Genomic DNA, 20744 nt, shown 5'->3' on the forward strand with positions numbered 1-20744 from the left:
GTTAATCCTTCGTCACTTCTTTCAATACTTTATTCTCGTCGATCTCCCAGACATCAAAGACGCCATTGCCATTAAAATCTACTACCGAGGTTGCTCGTGCTTTAAATTCGGTATTGCTCGCGCTGATGATCTCGATCCGGTAATTGGCACGGGCATCTTTACTATCGGTCACCAGTTTTTCCTGGACGAACCCAAGCTCATCCATATCGGTCGTATATCTGGAATATTCGTAGAAATAGCTTTTTTCCAATGTCTGCAGGTGTTCCAGTTGTAGTTTGGCCTCGGTCGATTTTGCCCGCGTAACTACGGTTAACAGGTAAGGTAAGGCCAGGAACGACAGGATGCCGATAATGATCAGCACGACCAGGATCTCTGACATGGTATAGGCTTTTAAACGTTTGTTTAATTTAGGTTTAAGGTACTTCACAAAATTATCCCAATGACTTAACGGCCACTAAGATAAGTAATAATATAATATATTCGACATAAAAAAATATTTGTTACAAACAATACTTTTCATTATTTGTAGGGGCCTTCTGAAGACCGGAAAAAGCCTGGTAGGGACATTTAGGAAGACCCGTAGCGTATTGCCTGGGATCGATTTAGATACCGGTCTACAGGACCAAATTACCGTGGTCCCCCTGTTGTATTGTTCTCCGGGCTGCCGTCATGTTTTTCAAAAGATAGAATCTGCACCTATTATCATGCGGGCAGGAAGATATAGATGCAACCATACCGGATTTTGAGGGTTATTAACAGGCTTCCAATTTGGGCCGGTTGGGGTCTCTGGACAGGACAATCCCATTTTTTAACTGAAAAAATAGGGATAGTTCATAAGTTTTTTTATTTGTTTAAAGGTTTGTTGCTATTTCTTCATCGCTAAACTGTTCACGTAAATCGAAAGGTACGGGAGCCAGCTACAGGTACCTTATTGCAAATGGCCAGGAAGGGTAATTACAGCCATTTGCTAAACCAATCCAGTGCCATTTTAAAATGTTCAGCCGTGGAGGTATGGAATAGTTTAGGGGTAGTATCACGACTGATTTTATTGGTCGCGTTTTTGGAGCGGTAAGCCTGCATGGCCGACGTATAAGCGATATTGGCGCCGGGTAGCGGACAGTTTGGATCGTTTTCGGTGCCGAGAACCAGCAGGGGGCGTGGTGCCATGAGTCGTAGTAATGACGGGCAGTCAAATTCCCCGGTAATATGGGGCAGCAATTTATCCCATACTGCTTTTACATTCTGTTTGTTTACGGCCGAATCGCCCAGGTCTTTAGCCGCCTGCAGGTGTGTACCCCGGATCGTACCTGCACGCCCCTGCCATTGGTCATTAACCAAAGACCATTGAAAGCTTTGTATGGAAATATCCAGCACGATCACCCTGATCCGCGGGTCCACCGAGGCGGCAAGCCATGTTTCTATTCCGCCCATGGAGATACCACCCATGCCTATGCGGTTGGGATCGACATCAGGCCTGCTGGTGAGGTAATCGGTCACCCGCCACAGGTCAAAAGCGGTGTCAAATAAAAAGGGATGGGTTTGATGGGCCCTGTCTTTGTTTTCCCATGCAGCGGTTGCAGCGGCCACGTATTCCCTTGAACCATGCGCTCCCCCGGCGATCCGTTCACCATGAAAGCGGGCATCAATAGAGATACCCATAATACCTCTTTTAACCAGCTGGTATAAAAACTTCCTGTTATCTTCCTTTTTGCCGCCCGTGCCGTGTAAAAAAATAACCGCAGGGTATAACCGCATACCTGTAGCTGGTTTATAAATCAGGATAGGTATCCGCTCGTTCTTTTCGCTGTAAATAAAGCCGTGCTCGATGATAACCGAATCTGTTTGAATTACGTCGAAGGCGGGGTTTAACGGAACACGTGGGCGCTCCAGAAGCTTTTTGAAGTCAGCCGCCACCTGGTCGGTGGCAGGATAATCAATTTGCTGTGCGGCAGAGGACAGTACGCGCAACACGAATAGCATGCTGACGCAAAATACTTTGATCTTAAATGGCATATGGGAATGGATTTGCGAATACAAGGTATAAAACACAGGGCTTAATTATTGTAACAATATGAATATGACTAGGGCGTCAAAGATGAGATTTACCGGAAAGCCCGGGTGATAACTTCCAGATAAACCGGGTGATTGGATTTCTTAAAGTCAACGTCCCTGCATTGGTTGAATTGGACGAATGCTTGTAATGCCCTTATTATTTCCCCGAGCCCGGTTTCGCTCAGTTCGACGGCCTCGAAGTGTAAATTATGGACGATGAACAGTTTTTGTTTACGGTCGGCTTTGGCATCCATCCGGGCAACAAAAGTATCACCCAGCAATATAGGCAAAGAGAAGTAGCCATACTTCCGTTTGGCGGCCGGTACAAAACATTCGATCTGGTAATCGAAATTAAAGAAATCCCTTAAGCGGTGCCGGAAGACATTCAGGATATCAAAGGGGGAGAGAATAAAGGCTTCGCCTGACAGCTCGATTTCCGTTTTTTGTTCGGGTAACATATACAACTGGGCATTTTTCAGCCCCTCGACGATGACCGTTTTTAGCTCACCGGCCTCGACCATTTTTTGCAGTTCTTTTTTAACCAGATTGCCTTTTACACGGCGGGCGCGCCAGGCTATTTCCTTCGCGTATCCGATGCCCAGGGCACCTAAAGTAAGGCGGATCACCTGGCGGGCGAACTCTTCGGGATCAGGTATGGTTTGATCTATATCTGCCGGGATGAGGTTGTGGGGGAGGTCATAGATTTTATGAAATGCTTTTGTGCGGCGGATCATCAACTCACCGTTAAGGTAAAGCCGTTCAAGCGCTATTTTGGCTGGGCGCCAGTCCCACCAACCCGAGCTGGCCTCCTGGCGGTCATTTTCAAAATCCCCGACCATCATTGGACCTTCGCGTTCCACCCGGTCCAATATCTGCTTCATCAGATGGCGTTCCGGTTTGGTCAGCAGTTTTTGCTGTGTGGCAAAGGCTTGCTTGACCGGTAGTGAAAAACGGAAGTCGGGCATAGGGAGATAACCGGCATCAGAGGTGAAGTATTCAAAAATCCGGCCATCTTCGGTCAATTCCGTTAACCATTCGGGCTTGTAGTCTGGTATGCGTGTGGCCATGACATGGTGATGAGCCCGTTCTACTACGTAATTAGTATCCAATTGTACAAAACCCAGGTGGGTGATCAGCCGGTAAACGGCTGCTATGCCCGTTCCAAACTGTGCTTTCCTGGAGAGCCCTGCGGCCTCAAGTATGATCTTGCGTGCCTGGGCTTTGTTAAGTATAATAGATTCCATTATGCTAAAATACCGAAAAATATAGATGGGATTCACCATGGGGAAGTCCATTAATGATGGTCCGGCACATGATAGATATATTTATTAAGGATATAACTGCTTAGTCGTAGCAGGTGTCTGCTGGTATCGACCGGATGGTTCCCACTGGCGGTATAAAATTCTATCCGCCCATTAATTTTGATATACCAGACAGATCCCAAGGAATGCGGTGTAAGGGTATCGGGCTGGGTAATGCGTCTGAAGTGGGTGATTTTCTGCATATCCAGTAGATAAAACGGGGTTTCACCAGGCGGTTGATTACAGGGGACGGCTTGATAATGGTCCTTATCCCAGTACATACATCCCCCCTTTATCGATGTAGATGCTGGTTTTAATATAAAATAAGTCGTGATACCAACGATGGTGGCGGAGGCTGCTAAAAGGATGAGCTTTCCGGGCTTTTTTATAGAAGGGATTAATCCTGCTAGTCCGGGAAGCTGGGATGACCGGGTATCTACGAGTTGTTCCGGTGCATCCATTTTGGGTCTGCTCAGGGCTGGCTGAGCCGGGTATGGTTCCCCCGGACGGAAGGGCCTGGGTTCGAAATCAATGAGCCAGGCCAGTAGCTCAATATTCTTTTCACTGGTCCGGCGCTGGCCGCTTTGTTTTAGATAGGTAACCAGCGGCCTGAATTTATCGGGGTCGGTTTTCCTGATCGCGTTTCTATAGCTTGCCGGATCCTCCTGCCGATCAAAAAAGGAGTGGAGTAAGTTTTCGTCTTTCCGGTGATATCTTTTTTCGCATACACGGAGGCATTCCGCTTTGAGCCGGGCGGCCGTGGGATGGCTCAGATGGAACGGGAGTTCGCTCTGCGCTTTCTTGTCGTGATAGGTTTGTAACACGAGTGCTTGATAATCAGCAAACATCTTTTAACTTTTTTAAGGTAAAGCTAAGGTAAATTCAGGAATACCGGAGGCATTTCAGGAATTCTTCCGGAATTATAGGAATTACCGGAATTCCTTGCTTTTAAGTGTTTTAGGCCCCCATACCTTTGTTTCGAAATCAGCAATGAGCCCGGTTCGCTACCGGGGCCATTTATACAAAACTGGTTTCGTCAGAGCAAAGAAAGCGGGGGCTGATAGCCGGCTTGGGAAGCAGTTAAAGGTTTCCGCGATCAATGCTCCACACTTCCCAAAAAAATGTGAGAGGCGCCTCTTACGCGGTTTGCAGCGCTGTCCCCGGGAATAGTTCCCGGGGATGCCTGCAGGATTTATTCACCTTTTAAATTTTTTGAAAATGTTTGAGCTATTTTTTGCGCTCTTCCTGGCATACTCATGCCCTGCGCAACACCATAATACCCATCCGAATAATATAACCATCGTAGCCCAGGATGATACTGGCGGGGAAAACGGACATGTTCCGCCGGGGATTACACCTCCGAATCCCTAAGGTTATATGGACCAGCGTAAGGCAAGAGTGATCTTGCCTTACTTTTTTGGTGACTATCCCGCCTGGTGAGGCTCCTAATTAACAGTTTTAATTTTTTATTTTAGATCAAAATTTAACTGTTGAAAAAGCGCTTATTTCTTTTATTGCTGCTGGTGCAGGGCCTGCTGTCCTGCCAAACGAAAAATCCGCCCCCCGGGAAGCCGGTTAAAACCGCGGATTATAAAAAAGCAGAGTCTTTTTTATACCGGCAGAATGATTCCGCTTATTATTATTTCAATAAGGTCGTGGCTGTCTCGAAAGATAGCCTGCAGATCGCTATGGCCTACAATAATATGGCGGTGATCCAGTCCGACGCGGGGGATTATTTTGGGAGCCAGGAAAGCCTGGCGACCTCGCTGAGGTTTTTAGACGAGGAGAAGGAAAAAAACTATCCCTGTCTTTCCTCGGATTATAATGAACTCGGTGTGACCAATGTAAACCTGAAAAATTATGAGGCGGCGCTTCCTTTTTATGACCAGGCGATCCGGTTTACCAGGAAGGAGGCCTTCAAGCGGATTTTTCTGAATAATAAGGCTTTGGCCCTGGAGAAAAAGGGGGATTACGTGGGAGCATTGGCTCTATACCGCTCAACCATCAGCCAGACGCCGAAGAACGGAAAAGAATACGCCCGGATATTATCCAATATGGCCAGGACCCGATGGCTGCAGCGACCAGGGTATAACGCGGCTCCTGAGCTATTAACGGCGCTTCGGATTCGTCAACGGGAGAAAGATCTCTGGGGACAGAATGCCAGCTATGCGCATCTGGCTGATTATTATGCGATGCTGAAACCAGATTCGGCTTTTCGGTATGCCGGGGAAATGTATAGGGTAGCAAGGCTTATTGCAAGCCCGGATGACCAGCTCGAGGCCCTGCAAAAACTGGTCAGGCTCGGTCCCCCGGAGGCCATAAAGGGCTACTTTTTCCGTTATCAGCAGCTCAGCGATAGTTTGCAGGCTGCGCGCAATGCGGCGAAGAATCAATTTGCCTTTATTCGTTATGATGTAAAAAAAACAAGGCAGATAAACTGAAATTCCAGCGGGACAATACGGAAAAGAAATACCAGCTTGTGCGGCAGCGTATCCTGCTTTATGGGCTTATTTTGGCAGTTCTGGCCGGGGTGGTTTTCGCCGTGTTCTGGTACCGCAAGCGAAAGCAGCGCTTAGAACTGGAGGCCCAACGGGCGATCTCGGAACATCAATTCCGGACTTCGAAAAAAGTACATGATGTAGTGGCCAATGGTTTGTACCGGATCATGTCCGAAATCGAATATCAGCACGCGATCGATAAAGAACAGTTATTGGACCGGATTGAGGTGTTGTACGAGCAATCGCGTGATATTTCGTATGAAAAGCAATCTGTCGCGGAAGATAATTTCCAGGACCAGGTGACAGCCTTGTTGATGGCTTTTGCGAATGCAGGCACCAAAGTAGGTATGGTGGGCAATGCGCGGGATATCTGGGAAAACGTTAGCGCGCCGGTCCGGGAGGAGGTACTGCAGATCCTGCAGGAGTTGATGGTCAATATGGCCAAACACAGCCAGGCTGCCCATGTGATTGTCCGGTTTGCGCGGGAAGAGAACAAGGTGGAGATTCATTATGCGGATGACGGGCTGGGCTTTCCTGCCCAAGTCAGGTATGGTAACGGGCTTCGAAATACGGGAAACCGTATAGACCATATACACGGGGCTATTACCTTTGACACATCTGCGGAAAAAGGCCTCCAAATACAGGTTGCTTTTCCCGTGGCTTAATCGATCAATTATGTTCCAAAATGTATTAATTGCTGAAGATCAGGAGAGTGCCAGTATTTCCGTTCGGAAAACTCTGGAAGACCTGGGTATTCTTTTACCCCGTTATGCCTATTATTGTGATGACGCCCTGATGTGGGTAAAGAAAAGCCTCCAGGAGGGAAGCCCCTATGATCTGCTGATCACTGATCTCTTTTTTGAGGAAGATGACCGGAAGCAAAAGATCTCCGGCGGCGCGGAACTGATCCTGGCGGCTAAGCAAGTACAACCTGATCTAAAAACCCTTGTCTTTTCGGCGGAAAGTAAGGTCGCTGTGATCGACGGCCTTTTTAAGGTGCAGGGTATTAACGGCTATGTGCGCAAGGCAAGGTATGATGCGCAGGAGCTGAAAGTCGCGATGGAGGAAATTTATAAGGGTAAGCTGCATTTTCCCGCCCATTTCCGGGAAATGAACAGACAGAAAAATGCTTATGCGTTCAGTAACCTGGACATCACTATTATTTCGCTGCTGGCACAGGGCGTGCTTCAAAAAGATATCCCGGCTTATTTAGCGCAAAATCAGATCCGGCCATCCGGTTTGAGCAGTGTGGAAAAACGATTGAACCAGATGAAAGAGGTCCTGGAGTTTTCGAAAAATGAGCAATTGGTGGCCTTCTGTAAGGATATGGGGATGATTTGATTGTTTCAGAACACTTTCTGCGCAAATATGTCATAGGGTTTCTCGTTTGGATCTACATGAGAAGATCGTTGGTTTGAACCCAGTTTCGGGATGTCAATATCAATGTATTTTTTAACACCTTCGTCATCTTTGCTTTTATAACTGCTAGGAGCTTACGACCATCCAACCCTTTCTTTTCTTGCGCGTTGCACGCTAAACAAGGTGTTGAGGACACGGCGGTCGTTTTCGATTTCGAGCCCTGTCATCATTTTATTTTCCGGCAGAGACATGCCCAATGGCTGTTCGATAGCTTGTGGTGCGACACCCACGGATTACAATATACAAATCATTTGATAGTTATAGGGCGCATTCCTGCTGAAGCGGTCCCATTTCGTGAGTAGTATTAGATCGATCTGATCTTTTCGACGCCTTAGATATTTTGCCAAATGGTAAAAAAAATAAGAAATGTCGAAAATGCTTTTTGGGTCAGGAAATCAGAATGATTCTTACCGGAGAAAAGGAAGTCTAATAAATGAAGTGCTGTGTCGCAAAATTAGGGTATCGAAAATAGATTCACTGTTTTTGCTTTTACGGTTTCCCGTAAGAAAAGCCTTTCATTCCTGTATACTTTTGAAATACCATTAACGATTAAATTAATTCGAATGTCATTTACAAAAGCAGATTTACACGGTAACTATAGCTGGATACATACCCGGGAGGATGATCCTAAATTAAAAGGTGAGCCGGATAGCAGTTTACTTAATCGTTCCGAAGGATATGAGGTGTTGTATATGATTAGGAAACTGATGGCAGCATGGGGGCTGACAACAGTGCTAGCGGGACAGAAAATAGAACGGATGATCAAAGCTCACCCGGCTCATTTAAGAAGTCAGGAGCATGTAATGAACTGGATCTATAATAATTGGGATCGCTATTAAACTAGCCGAACCAGTTAAGAGATAGATCGTAATGCACGATAGTCGTGTGTTCGAATAGATATTACAACCTAAACCTTATCACAATCATGAAAAGAATATGTAAACCCGCGGCAGGGGATGCCATTTTAGGTAATAGCACGCTTTTTTCGAACCGATCGGTTTTGTTATCGGGGAGTATCCGTCTGCGCTGTTTAAGCCAAAATAGGATATTTTTTTCTGTCATACGACCCCTTATATCAGCCGTTAATGTCTTATTTATCAGTTTATGAGCAATCGTCGATCCCGGGTTTTTTTGATGATATTTTGCCGTTGGACCTGGCTGGCCTGTGGATTGAAGTCTCTTCGATTTGCTGCTCTCGATACCGAGCAGCGATTGCTGTTTACCGGTTCGAGTGTCCGGCTCATCTGGAATATTCGCGGTGCCTACCTGGTAAAGGTCTACGTTGATGGGGAAAAGATAGGCTCCTATCTGCCAAAAGACTACCCTGTTATTCCGGTACCGGCTTCCGGCAGACTGGAAGTGAAGGCCTGTGGCGTCTACCGGCGTATCCGGAGGTCTTTGCATTTAACGGTCCGGGAGCTAAACTGTCGCGAAGCAGGAGTGCCCATATGGACTAAATCCGATCATTTACAGCCGCCCGTGGTACAGGATTTTTTGCTCCGGTTAATGAATCCGGAGCCCCGCACGCCGCAGCCGGTCATTTACCTGAAAGATATTTTACTGGATACACCTTATCGGAAATACCTGGAGACCGCGTTACAGGAACGCCTGATTCAGGATCAGTTCATTATGGAAAAACCAAACCCTTATTCTCATGGAAACTAATTATTACAAAAATCCCACCCCAACCTGGGTGATGCGCCAGTTCTGGAAAATATCCGGGGCAGATAGGTATATCCTGGAAAAGAGCACTTATTCGGATCAGGTCAAATATACCTGTATGGGCGGGATCGTATTGGCTACCGGTGTGATGGCCGCTTTGGCGGGTGGCTATGCGTTTTACACGATCTTTGCGCCCAAGGGGGACGCTATCGATGATATCAAAACGATCGTCCATTCGGGGCAATATGATCCAACAGATATACCGACCTTATTACTGGCTGTTCTTTTTGGCCTGATCTGGGGGGCGATCATTTTTAATATAGATCGTTTTATTGTGACCAGTACCGGAAAGGGCGATGGCACAGAAGCGATCACCAAACAGGAGCTGAAAAGCGCCCTGCCCCGTATTATCATGGGGACGATCATCGCCCTCACGATTTCCAAACCCGTGGAGATCCGGATGTTTAAAAGCGAGATCGACGCCAGGCTTTACCAGGTCCAGCTGGAAGCGCAAAAGGAATATGAGATCAAAACCCGCAAGAACTTCGAGGACCGGATCAGGGACCTGGATAAAGAAAACGCGGGTATACAAAGCAGGATCGATCAGTATATGAAGGTGATCGCGACCAAGGATTCGCTCTGGAATATCGAAACCTCCAAGGGGCAGGGCGGGCGCGGAGAGGGGGAGGGGCCTATGGCCAGATCCTATAAAGCGGAACGGGACCGGGTGGAAGCGGAAAAGGATCAGTTTACGGAAATGAATAAATCCAAGATCCAGGACATCGAAAAACGACGGTCCCGGATGAATGCGGAACTGGAGGTGGCTTTGAAAAAGAACAAGTCGGTGTCCGCGGGTTTGGATGGTCTGCTGGAAAGGATCAAGATCTCCCATGAACTGGCGCCCGGCATTTCTATTTTTATTACCCTGTTGTTCATGGCTATCGAGCTGACCCCTATATTTTTTAAGATGATGCTGATCAAAGGGCCGTATGATTACCTGGAAGAGAATATCAAAGACCTGGTCAAGGCGCAGAACGGCATAGAGATCCATCATGATTATTATAAGGATAAGGAAGGTATAGAACGGGAACTGGTCATCCAGCACGAGGTTGGACGAATGACCAGTATGAAAGCCCGGGTCATTGAAGCGCAAAAAGAGCTGAACGAATATATTATTGACCGCTGGAAGGAACAGCAAAAGGCGCATATTGATGCGAACCTGGATGCTTATGTCAGTACCATCACGCCCGACGGCATCGACATTAAGGAGCCGGAGATGACCGCAGCGGATGAAGAGAGAGACGGGATATCAGCACAGCATTCATCCTAAGGCGATGGCAGGTATCGTGGAATACTTTTGTAAACATTCCGGCGAAGATTGGTGGATCATCAATCACTGTGGGCACCGGGGTATCCGGGGCCGCTTCGCCCTGGTCGGGCTGGTGGCATTCCTGGTGGGTATGCTGAGTTTCTTATCCTGTTGGTATTCTTTTCAGATGTTGTTTGATAGCGCCTGGATGGCGATTCCGGTTTCGCTTTTGTTCGCGTGGATGATCAATAATATCTACGAGGTACTGTTGACCACCCTATCTAAACCGGTATTGCGCATGAAATATCAGGGGGTCATCAAACACCTTTCCATTATTCTAAGGGTGGGTTTTGTCATTTTCTTTGCTGTATTTATTTCCAAACCGTTGGAGGCCTGGGTTTTTGAGCCCCAGCTTTCGGGTAAAGTGGAACAGCTCAAAGCAAGGCAAATCGGGAGGGCGGAAAAGGAACTGACGGCGCGATCGGCCAAAGTGGAAAAAAGGCTGTTAGCGGCCATCCGGCACAAGGAGCACCTGGGCTACCCGGCTCAGGCTATCCAACCCCTGCGCGACGAGCTCAGTCGCCTGATATTGGACAGGGAAAATGCGCTGGAACGTGTTCGTTTTGTGATTGGCAGGGCGGATTTCTTTGTGCAGCGCTTGCAGCTGTTGGTCAGTGGCGGGTTATATATGCTGTCCTGGTTTTTTACGTTGATCGTGGTGGCCTTATTCCTGCTGCCCTTTTACCTGAAATGGCATATGGATATCTCTAACCCTTATTTTAAAGATAAAAGGGCTGTGTATGAAAATATCATTCTTCGGGATTACCAGGAATTCAAGCGGACCTATACAGACCTGTTCAAAGACCAATACCGGTTGGATATCCAGGTCGGGGAGACCTATCAGGATCCACCTTTCAATACCGAAAGAATAGTAGAAAAACGAGACCTGAAGGATCAGGAAGATTTTTTAGAACGGATTTACCGATGAGCAATTTCTGGACAGAAGATACGATCACGACCGTGCAGCGCACTTTTATCAAAGGCACGTTTACGGGGAAGTATTATGCGGAACATCGCGGGGAGTGGTCACAGACGTACAGCGAGTTTTATCATATGCATATCTATCAGGCGGAAATCAGGCTGGAAGAAGTACGGAAAGATGAGGAAGGGGATTTTCCGGAGGTGACGGGGATGCGTTCCTTCAAGGGAACCTTTGGTCAGCCGGTCAGTTGTTATGACCCCGGTTCCGGGGCTTATTTTCAGCTGAACCTGGAAGAGCCGCGGATCGCGGACCCGGTACTATCCAAAGTGATGAAAGAGGACAATGAGCACCTGGGGACCATATCCGGTACGATCTACGGTTATATTTCCAAAATACTGACCGAGCGGGTCAGGACGGAACACGTGTTGCCGGACCCGCATCCCTTCAATGCGCCGGCTCCTCCGGTCGCTGCCGCGGCTTCAACGGGTACCAGGGGGAATGCCTGGACAAGGACGGCTAACTTTGAGTATAGCTATATCCATGGTTCACGGCATCGCCGGGATTATTACCGTCATGGGAATGGCGCTTACCGGTGGGGGGACTGGTATGCGGTGGAAACGGGATGGTCGTTTACGAGCTTGATCAAAACGGTTCTGGGTATTTGCTTCATCGGGCTGCTCTTACTGTGGCTGATCAACTGGTCATGGCCGGGCCTGTTTGTTTTGGGGCTGATCTTATTGGCGGCGATCACTTCCCGTGTCGGGCGTACCGGTTGGGGAAATACTTTCCGCTCCATATTTTATGGGTTACTATGCCTGTTGTACCTGGCCGGGATCGCGGTTAGTATTTTCCGGGTGTTCCAGGCCCGGCATCCTGGTGCCCCCCGACCGGATCAGCGTACTGACAGGCGGGATTTCACCCGGACACAACCGGTCAGGCACCGGGCTGTCCGGAAAGACACGGAGAAAGCGGATGACGAGTGGATCATTCATCACCGGGCCTGGACCGACCAGGATGGTCATCCATATGAAGGCGATGTCCGGGTACTCCGGTCGGCCTACCGGCGCGCGGTAGCGGAACACGAAGGGCTCAAGGGGCTGACTTCCTTATCCGATGTTTATACGGCGATGACCCTGGCGGACCGGTCACGGCTGAACGGCGTATACCCCTTGTTCGATAGCCTGCGCCGGGTTAACCGGCTGGATAGCCTGCAATTCGCGAAAATGCTGGTCGGATTTGTACAGGATATTCCTTATACAACGGTAACAGAGGGTAGCTGCGGCAACAGTGCTGCCGATCTGAATTTAAGTGGGCCCGAGGAACAGGTGAAAGCCTGTCTGGGGCACATCCCCTATGGTGTACAGTCTCCGGTGGAGTTCATGGCGAATTTGGAAGGGGATTGCGATACCCGGACGCTCTTTTTGTTTACTTTATTTAACCATTACCGTTATCAGGTAGCGATCCTGGGGAGCACGGCGTTCCGGCATTCCCTGCTGGGTCTGGAGTTGCCGCTGCCGGGTTCGGCGAAAATGGCGGGACCGCAGCGTTTTGTGTTATGGGAAACGACGGCGAAGGGATTTACCGCGGGGCGGCTCAGCCCGGAGGTTGATCATATGGACTATTGGGATTTTTACCTGATTAATACACTTTCATCATGAAATCATCATTTTTAATGGCCGGAGGCATTATGCTGGTGCTGGCTGTCGTATGGACTTACTTATTTGTTCTGGTAGTGACCGTTGCTTTCCGGAAAAAGCATTTTCCCAGGGAGTCGCCGAATCCGGCACAGGCGCTGGTTTTAGCCGGTAAAACATTGTCGGGTATCATCCTGATCACGGCTTTGTTCGCGCCGGTGCGGGATTTTCTGCTGGTGGTATCTTCCCTTAACCCATGGCGCTCGGGGGCTTTCCTGAGTTTTCTGCTGATCTGTTGTTGTCTGACCGGTGTGGCCTGGGTGATCGCTGCTGTTCTGGAGGGCCTGTTGTCCCGTCAGGTGTTCAGGGGGCAATCCCTTCGGGTCGAGTTACAGCATGGTAACCTGGCCGTTGCGGTGACCCGTGTGGTCCTGCTGCTGGGTTTGGCCTGGGTTTTATGGTTTGGCCTGGGTATGGTCCTGCAGTCATTTATACCCACGCCGATGATTCCGACGATCAGATGAAAAAGTGGTTGTGCTGTGCTTTACTGGTATGGCCGCTTGCTTTATTCGGCGGACAGCGGGATACCTGTTATACGGGGATATATTTGAAAAATATGTATGATCTCCGGCCGGAGGAATATGCCTGCACGACGGATTTCTGGATGTGGTTTGATTACCGGCGTAAGGGTTTCGACCCTTTGAACAATGTCGAGCTGATCAACGCGAAACAGGTCTCCTTTGCTGATCCGTATTACGCGCGTGCTGACGGGCGTCTGTTACTGGCGAGCGAATCGTGCAGGGCGATTCTGATCCATGACTGGAAGCTGAAGAATTACCCTTTTGACCGGCAGGCGCTGCAGATTCAATTGGAAGCGGGTTTGGATACATCCAGGATGATCTTAAAGGGGCAGGCGGAGGGTTTAAAGCTGTATAGCGGGCTGGGGCTTCCAGGCTGGCATATTATCGGCTATGGGGCGAAAGAGAGCCTGGTGCATTATGATTCGGACTTCGGGGAGCGGCGTTTAAAAGGGCATAGTGCTTTTTCCCGGATCACGTATGAGGTCCGTATTCAAAGGAACAGCTGGGGGCTGTTCTTTAAATTGTTCATCGGGTTATATATCTCCTTTGCTGTGGCCGTTCTGGTGTTTTTTGTGCCGCCGGCGCGTGACCAGCGCTTTGGCTTGAGTATCGGGGGCTTGTTTGCCGCGGTGGGCAATAAATATGTTATGGACAGTAATATTCCCGCTACGACGGCCTTTTCCTTTGTGGATCAAGTTCATGACCTGACTTTTTTGTTTATCCTGGCGACTTTGGTTTTATCGGTGGTCTCCCTACGGATGGCGGAGAACGGGAAACTGGAGCGGGCGCTGAAATTTGACCGGCGCGCTGCCTGGGTGGTGCTGGGTTTGTATATGGGGATGAACCTGGCCCTGATCGCTCTGGCCACTTCGGGATGAGACGGCGTCGCGGGAGCCGGAAAACGGGTGGGCCTGGAAGGGGAAAAACGGGTCAGGAGGATCGTGGTCTCATGGTGACCTTTCTTATGGAGGAAGTAGCCTGAACAGTGTCATGGTTTAGTGCTCCATATAGACACACGATATATTTTGATTGATCACCTGCATTTATTAAAAGTATTATTTAAACCAAATCACATGAAAAAGTTAATTGTGCTCTCGTTGTTGGGGCTTTGTGTCCTGACCAATTGTTCTAAAAAATCCGATGTCAACACGGATCGGGGTTCCGGTGATTCCAATTGCGGTACCTATAAAAGCGGTCAGCAGCTCTATTTAGGTCCGGAGGGTGGCTGCTACTATATGAGTTCCGGGGGAAATAAGGAATATGTGGAGCGGTCGGTCTGTAAGTGCGGGCTGTAAGACAGGAACGATTATCTCATCCGATGGTTCGGAAATGGTATGGAACAGGCGGTTGACCTCGTCTCGACAATAGGGGCGTTTTTTATTGTCAGCTGGCCTGACGCATGGTCAATGGGTTTACGGGTTCCCGTAAAAAATGTATCTCCGGACTCGATACTTTTGAGGTGTTACCTTAATCTAAATTCATCATGATAAAGTATACCCGATCAGTTATTTACCTCGTAGGTATCCTGTTACTGGCTTCTTGTGCCGGTCGTGATACGCAGATTGCTGAAAATACTTTTATTCACGGGCATAAGATCTATAAGGTAATTGATAACGAGCTCCGGGAAATAGGGGACCTGGCTGCCCGGGACATCAAGAAGTTCGAAGTCTCTAAACCCAAACAAAGGGATTTGGGGGTAAGTACCCTGAGCTTTGTCAAGCCGGGCGCATCAACCTCGCTCAAGGCCTTGTACCGGGGTAATTTTCTTTACTATAACTTAAGGGTATCAGAGCTCAATGACCTCCGGGAAAACTACTCGCTCAACGGAACACTGACGATTCAGTTTATTGATGAGTTTGGATTCATTCTGCATTCCACACAGATCCCTGTTATGGAGTTGGTGGGCGTCGTCAATGATAACAACAAGGTGGAGTACCTGATGTACAATGGTAAAACGGAGATGAGTACGGAAATCAACGCCGCTATTAAAACGTACAGTGTCGCCGCCAGCGTCAAGCGTAAAAGTTTATATGGATTCTAAATCGTATCACTTTCTGAAAACAGTCTATCAAATATCCTAAAACAAAATTTGTCACAACCATGAAATTGTCATCTGTTAAAATGATCCTGGCCCTTGTATTATGCGGTTTTATTTCAACTGCTGCCTGGTCCCAGGAAGTCAAAAAAGAGACGAAGGTCTTTGAAACCAAAATGGAGAAGTTCTCTTCCAAAACGGGGACGATATCCAAGTTTGTGGATTTCCGGTTGCCTGACCTGAAAACCGCCTATACAAACGCGGAGACCAGGGTCAGGAAGTTAATGAGCGGCGCGGAGACGCTTTATTTTTATCAGATCGAGAAGAAAGGTCAATATAGCAATACGACGGCTTCGATCGAATATACCGATTTGTTGGAGGTCATCAAAGCATTGAAAACCCTGACACAGGAGATTGAAAAGGATATCGCAGGCAATCCGGACTACCTGGAAAATAAGTTCGTCACCACCGATGGTTTTCAGCTTGGCTATTATGTTGAAAAGGGAAAAAGCACCTGGTATGTGAAACTGGAAAAGTATGGCACGGACAATACTTTGTTTATCAAAGACAGGACGGTCATTGAAAGTGCTTTCGGAGAGGCCAGGGCAAAAATTGAAGATTTAAGGAAATAAGAACAAGCGTACGGATAACAGGGGGCATTGGAATGAGGCCTATTTTGACAACCACGTTATCTGCATTTAAACCCGTGGCTGAATTTTATCAGTTGCGTTGAACCTATATCACTATCATTATGGATTTTAAAGATCAAATATTACAATTGGCGGGGCGTGTCGAAAAGCTGTTACCCCAGCTGAAAACGGAAGAGGCAACCAAAAACGCGCTCATCATGCCTTTCATACAGGTTTTGGGCTATGAAGTGTTTAACCCTTTTGAGGTCAACCCGGAATTTATCGCGGATATCGGTATCAAAAAAGGGGAGAAGGTCGATTACGCGATCATGAAGGATGGGGAACCTACGATTCTGATCGAATGCAAGCATCACCTGGAGAAGCTGGACCCGCACAATTCGCAACTGTTCCGTTATTTCCATACGACCAAGGCGAAGTTCGGCTTGTTGACCAATGGATTGACTTATCGTTTTTATACGGACCTCGATGAAAAGAACAAGATGGACAGTTCGCCCTTCTTTGAGTTTACGATCACGGAGATCAAGGAAACGGAGATCGTGGAACTGAAGAAGTTTCATAAGTCATATTTTGATATAGAAAGTATTACGAATACGGCCAGCGAACTGAAATACCTGAACGAGCTGAAGAACTTATTGAATAAGGAAATGCTGGCGCCTTCGGATCATTTTGTTTCTTTCTTTACCAAGCAGGTATATGCGGGTGTGCTGACCGCTAAGGTCAAAGAACAGTTCGGGCCGATCATCAAACGCTCTTTTTTCGTATTGATCAGCGATGCGATCAATGAGCGGCTAAAGTCCGCCCTTAACCAGGAAAAGCAGATCGAGGTGGCGGAAGCGGGTAAACTGGAGGGGGCTATGGCGACGGAGCCGGCCTCGAATATCGTAACGACTGAAGAGGAACTGGAAGGTTTTTATATTGTGAAATCTTTGCTGCGTCAGCATGTTGAGGCGAAGCGGGTCACCTACCGGGATGCGCAGTCTTATTTTGCGATCCTATTGGATGATAATAACCGTAAAACGATCTGTCGTTTGTATTTGGGTGGTGCTAAGGAATACCTGGTCGTACTGGATGAGGCGAAGAAAGAGGTGAAATATGAGCTGCAATCCCTGGATGGGATCTATCAGCACACAGAGGCTTTGCTGGCTGCCGTAGCGAGACTGGAAAAGGCTAAAGTTTAAATCTTAGTACGATGTATCGGTTTAATGAATACCGTGCCGCGGTACTCCGGGATTATGAAGAACGAAAGACCGCTTGCAGTCTTTCGCATGAATTGACGCATCCAACGGCGGCGAATCTGCGGCGGGAAGCGGTTAATGCTTGTGAAAGCCGTTTCAAAGGATCTGACGAAAAGCTACTGGCTTCATTTTTTCAGCAACGTGAAGACTATACTGAATATGCACGGGTGATAAGAAGGGGAGGCGTTAATAGTTTTAGAGCACTTAGTAATCTTTTAAACGGAGAAGTCGCTGAACCCGGAGAAAGGCAAATAGAATTATTAGCCTGGTTAACCGATTTTTCACCCAGGCCATACCAGGAGTACCTGAGGCTATACCCGGTTCCCATTGACATAGCCGGTCCGGTTGAACCGGAGGATATCCCGACCGCTGTTGGAGATGATAATATTGGAATGCAAGAGGATATGATAGTGGAGCCGCCAAAAGAAAAGAAAACAGGTCCGCGGAAATTGACCGATCCCTGGTATGTCATATGGTTATCGGGTTCTTTGGTGCTAGTCATCGGCTTAGGGGGGATTTATCTATCTATGATCAAGGAAAAATGTATACGCTGGAACGGGAGGCAGTACGAGAAGGTGGCCTGCGATGCTTTTCCCGGAGACCCTTCGGTCATTCCGTATGATCGTGTTAAATTTAACGACTTCCAAATGGTCCTCCGTTACGATACTTTGACAACTTACTCACTGGGAAAAGTGTGGTATACCAAAAGAAAGGACGAGTATGAGTTCTTTACTGGGGGCGGTGTCCATCCGGTGTACCGGGATTTGACATTGAAACCATTGAGCGATTTTATTTTGAATACCGTTGTCCGAAAAAAAAAGGCGCAGCTTCTTTTGAATGGCCATTGACTGAGCCGTTGTCAAACTATCTTCCCGAGTAACTGATGATTTGAAATCAATTGCGGCCGTTGAATGATGATGTATTGAATATGATTGTTCATCAAAAAATGAGTGATTTATTTTGTAATTGACTGACCTGTAAAGGGTAGAGTCCATGCAAGGCTTGTAAGGATTGCAAATACTGCAAGCGTTGTGCGAAAGAAGGTTTAACTTGCGGTGTCTGCAAAAAATAATGGGGATAAAGCCTGTTTTTGTGTTTTGTCAGATAGGGAAATGGTTTCATCTATAGGGGTTAATATTGTGCGTTCTATTCCGTATCGGTTTTGACAATCATTGCTGCAAGCCCATTATTTTGAATAATTTTGGTCGATAGATCTAAAATTAATTAATATTGTTCTTTCTATAAACCACCTAGTTGATTTTTCGGGGCGATGGACAATTTAACCCATTTGGGGGATGACGAACTTTTACAGCGGCTTCAGTCCGGCGAAAAGCAAGCCTATAGGGTAATTTATGACCGATATTGGCCGATATTGTTTCGGCATTGCCGGAAAATGCTCCAGGACGATACCGAAGCGCAGGACATTGTCCAGGAAATTTTCACCATGCTTTGGATAAAAACAAACGACGCGGGTATCGCTCCTCCCTTAGGAGCCTTTCTTTATATCGCTGTTCGTAACAAGGTACTTGATCATTTAAAAAACAAGAAAGTAAAAGGCAAATTCATGGAGTCCCTGAAAGACATGAAGGAGTCAGCGGATTTTATTACGGACAGCCTGATCAGGGAAAGGCAACTCGCTGTTGAAATTGAGAAAGAGGTGGCTGCCTTACCGGCAAAAATGCGTGCGGTGTTTGAACTTAGCCGCAACGAGCATCTTGGTCATAAAGAAATCGCGGAACAATTGGCCATTTCAAGCAATACCGTTAAAAAGCAAATCAGCAATGCCCTCCAGATATTAAGGGGCAAATTACTCATCAAATAGATTTGACCATTTGCCTGACCTCATAAGGTTGCGAAAGTTACCCTTTTAACTTGCCTCCGCAGATCTTTAAAATGACGGAGAAAATTTATAACCGCGAACAAGAAATAAATGATATCGTAACGATCATCAGATGAGGTGATTGGTTAATGATTTGATTTTTTTTTATTTTAATCTACTACCTCCCGGTTGGTTTGTCGTTATACATCATAACCAATAAGACACCGGGTCGTTTATGAGCAATAACGAAGAAGAATTACTGCAAAAATATCTGCAGGGTAATTGTACCCCAGAAGAAAAAGCCATTGTAGAAAACTGGTACCTTCGCTCATCCGCATCTATGGAGGATACGCTTCCGGAGCCCAATTATGAAAGACTAAAGACCGAGATCTGGAACGCTTTGCCGCCGAACCGCGGGGGCAGCGTACTAACCCTGCGCATCGCGGCGGTAGCGGCATCCGTCATTTTAATAGTAGGGCTATATTTCATAGCGATCAGGAAACCGGCGACACCGGGCAGCCTGGCAAAAACGACGGATATCGCGCCGGGTAGCAATCAGGCTACGTTAACCTTAGCTAATGGGCGGAAAATTACACTTACCAGTCATTTGAATGGCACACTCGCGCAACAGGGCAATACGGTTGTAAAAGTTGACAATGGGAAGGCGATTTCCTATACAGCAGCTGGTAACGATAATGCTGCAGACGAGGTGGTCTATAATACACTTTCTACGGCAAGGGGACAACAATCCCCATATCCTTTAATCCTGGCTGATGGCACCAGGGTATGGCTGGATGCGGCATCCACCATCACTTTTCCGACGACTTTTAAGGGAAAAGAACGTTTAGTCAAGGTTACCGGTGAGGTTTATTTTGAAGTAACCCATCATGCGGCACAACCTTTTAAAGTTAAAGTGAAACAACAGACCATCGAAGACATCGGTACCATGTTCAATATCAACGCTTATGATGACGAAGCTTCCATCAAAACGACCTTGGTCGAGGGAAGTATCAAAGTGAGTAGCCCTGAACAGGAAGCGATCTTAAAACCAGGTCAGCAAGCCGAGCAGTTTGCAGGTCACCATGATATGGTTTTGCATACGGTCAATGTCGACGACATTCTGGCCTGGAAAAACAATTATTTCTCGTTTGATGGCGATAACCTGGAAAGTATACTCCGGAGGGTTTCCAGATGGTATGATGTTGATATCGTTTACGAGAATCCCTCGGTTAAAAATAAATTTTTCGGCGGCACCGTATCCCGTTTTGCTCATGTTTCCTCCGTCCTTAAAACCCTGGAGCTGACACGCGCCGCTCATTTTAAGCTCGAAGGCCGGAAAATCATCGTGACCCAATAAACCACAGATAAACCAATTATTAAATTAACCAAAAGAGATGAAGAAAAGAAAAAAACAGTAACCCCAGAACAATTGGTTACCGCATAAAAAAAATCAGGAGAGTTCCCGCTCCCCTGATTTAAAGTCGGTATCCTAAAAAGAGATTTCGGACTACATTTTAAGAATTAAACCAACTCCCAAATGTATAAAAACTATACTAGCTTTTACTAT

Annotated in this window: 21 protein-coding genes; 17 read left to right on the top strand and 4 right to left on the bottom strand. The window is 47.3% G+C overall.

The window, feature by feature from the left end:
- Window position 1: 1 nt before the first annotated feature.
- The 4 genes from ACTJKG_RS26570 to ACTJKG_RS26585 all read right to left on the bottom strand — a co-directional run bounded on the left by ACTJKG_RS26570 (window position 2) and on the right by ACTJKG_RS26585 (window position 4201).
- Entirely contained in the window at window positions 2-379 is a 378-nt protein-coding gene (locus ACTJKG_RS26570) for a general secretion pathway protein GspG (RefSeq protein ID WP_172338196.1), read from the bottom strand.
- 575 nt (window positions 380-954) lie between these two features.
- Window positions 955-2013 carry an acetylxylan esterase gene (locus tag ACTJKG_RS26575; protein WP_440740889.1) on the bottom strand — a complete coding sequence of 353 codons (1059 nt, stop codon included), beginning with the start codon at window positions 2011-2013 and terminating at the stop codon, window positions 955-957.
- A gap of 89 nt (window positions 2014-2102) precedes the next feature.
- Complete coding sequence (locus tag ACTJKG_RS26580) at window positions 2103-3296, bottom strand: winged helix-turn-helix domain-containing protein (RefSeq protein ID WP_440740890.1); 1194 nt, start codon at window positions 3294-3296, stop codon at window positions 2103-2105.
- 50 nt (window positions 3297-3346) lie between these two features.
- Window positions 3347-4201, bottom strand: a complete 855-nt coding sequence (locus ACTJKG_RS26585) for a hypothetical protein (protein WP_440740891.1) — start codon at window positions 4199-4201, stop codon at window positions 3347-3349.
- A gap of 370 nt (window positions 4202-4571) precedes the next feature.
- Between ACTJKG_RS26585 and ACTJKG_RS26590 the strand changes: the two genes are divergently transcribed.
- From ACTJKG_RS26590 to ACTJKG_RS26670, 17 genes are all read left to right on the top strand, one after another.
- Window positions 4572-4724, top strand: coding sequence for a hypothetical protein (locus ACTJKG_RS26590; protein WP_172338199.1), 153 nt, complete (start codon window positions 4572-4574; stop codon window positions 4722-4724).
- A gap of 119 nt (window positions 4725-4843) precedes the next feature.
- Complete coding sequence (locus ACTJKG_RS26595) at window positions 4844-5794, top strand: tetratricopeptide repeat protein (protein WP_440740892.1); 951 nt, start codon at window positions 4844-4846, stop codon at window positions 5792-5794.
- A gap of 38 nt (window positions 5795-5832) precedes the next feature.
- Window positions 5833-6516, top strand: coding sequence for a sensor histidine kinase (locus ACTJKG_RS26600; RefSeq protein ID WP_440740893.1), 684 nt, complete (start codon window positions 5833-5835; stop codon window positions 6514-6516).
- A gap of 10 nt (window positions 6517-6526) precedes the next feature.
- The gene (locus tag ACTJKG_RS26605; RefSeq protein ID WP_440740894.1) at window positions 6527-7192 is read left to right on the top strand and encodes a response regulator; all 666 of its coding nucleotides are present in this window, start codon (window positions 6527-6529) and stop codon (window positions 7190-7192) included.
- Window positions 7193-7833: 641 nt separating this feature from the next.
- Window positions 7834-8109 (top strand): hypothetical protein, encoded by a 276-nt coding sequence (locus ACTJKG_RS26610; RefSeq protein ID WP_440740895.1) that lies wholly within the window; start codon window positions 7834-7836, stop codon window positions 8107-8109.
- 265 nt (window positions 8110-8374) lie between these two features.
- Window positions 8375-8935, top strand: a complete 561-nt coding sequence (locus ACTJKG_RS26615; RefSeq protein WP_440740896.1) for a hypothetical protein — start codon at window positions 8375-8377, stop codon at window positions 8933-8935.
- Window positions 8925-10262, top strand: coding sequence for a DUF4407 domain-containing protein (locus tag ACTJKG_RS26620; RefSeq protein WP_440740897.1), 1338 nt, complete (start codon window positions 8925-8927; stop codon window positions 10260-10262). Before ACTJKG_RS26615 ends, ACTJKG_RS26620 begins: the two co-directional genes overlap by 11 nt.
- On the top strand, window positions 10222-11229 hold the full coding sequence (locus ACTJKG_RS26625; RefSeq protein ID WP_440740898.1) for a DUF4407 domain-containing protein: 1008 nt from the start codon (window positions 10222-10224) through the stop codon (window positions 11227-11229). The genes ACTJKG_RS26620 and ACTJKG_RS26625 overlap by 41 nt, the downstream gene beginning before the upstream one ends.
- A complete protein-coding gene (locus ACTJKG_RS26630) occupies window positions 11226-12881 on the top strand; it encodes a hypothetical protein (protein ID WP_440740899.1) in 1656 nt (551 codons plus the stop codon). The genes ACTJKG_RS26625 and ACTJKG_RS26630 overlap by 4 nt, the downstream gene beginning before the upstream one ends.
- Window positions 12878-13381, top strand: a complete 504-nt coding sequence (locus tag ACTJKG_RS26635) for a DUF350 domain-containing protein (RefSeq protein WP_440740900.1) — start codon at window positions 12878-12880, stop codon at window positions 13379-13381. The genes ACTJKG_RS26630 and ACTJKG_RS26635 overlap by 4 nt, the downstream gene beginning before the upstream one ends.
- Window positions 13378-14316 carry a hypothetical protein gene (locus ACTJKG_RS26640; protein ID WP_440740901.1) on the top strand — a complete coding sequence of 313 codons (939 nt, stop codon included), beginning with the start codon at window positions 13378-13380 and terminating at the stop codon, window positions 14314-14316. The genes ACTJKG_RS26635 and ACTJKG_RS26640 overlap by 4 nt, the downstream gene beginning before the upstream one ends.
- A gap of 605 nt (window positions 14317-14921) precedes the next feature.
- Entirely contained in the window at window positions 14922-15479 is a 558-nt protein-coding gene (locus ACTJKG_RS26645) for a hypothetical protein (protein ID WP_440740902.1), read from the top strand.
- Between the two features lie 80 nt (window positions 15480-15559).
- On the top strand, window positions 15560-16105 hold the full coding sequence (locus ACTJKG_RS26650; RefSeq protein WP_440740903.1) for a hypothetical protein: 546 nt from the start codon (window positions 15560-15562) through the stop codon (window positions 16103-16105).
- Window positions 16106-16224: 119 nt separating this feature from the next.
- Window positions 16225-17301 carry a type I restriction endonuclease gene (locus ACTJKG_RS26655; RefSeq protein ID WP_440740904.1) on the top strand — a complete coding sequence of 359 codons (1077 nt, stop codon included), beginning with the start codon at window positions 16225-16227 and terminating at the stop codon, window positions 17299-17301.
- Window positions 17302-17312: 11 nt separating this feature from the next.
- Window positions 17313-18206 (top strand): hypothetical protein, encoded by an 894-nt coding sequence (locus ACTJKG_RS26660; RefSeq protein ID WP_440740905.1) that lies wholly within the window; start codon window positions 17313-17315, stop codon window positions 18204-18206.
- Between the two features lie 422 nt (window positions 18207-18628).
- Window positions 18629-19180, top strand: coding sequence for an RNA polymerase sigma factor (locus tag ACTJKG_RS26665; protein ID WP_440740906.1), 552 nt, complete (start codon window positions 18629-18631; stop codon window positions 19178-19180).
- 232 nt (window positions 19181-19412) lie between these two features.
- Entirely contained in the window at window positions 19413-20534 is a 1122-nt protein-coding gene (locus ACTJKG_RS26670; protein ID WP_440740907.1) for a FecR family protein, read from the top strand.
- Window positions 20535-20744: the final 210 nt, after the last annotated feature.

Origin of the sequence: Mucilaginibacter sp. 22184 (genome assembly GCF_052045695.1) — a bacterium.
In the GTDB taxonomy this organism is placed as follows: domain Bacteria; phylum Bacteroidota; class Bacteroidia; order Sphingobacteriales; family Sphingobacteriaceae; genus Mucilaginibacter.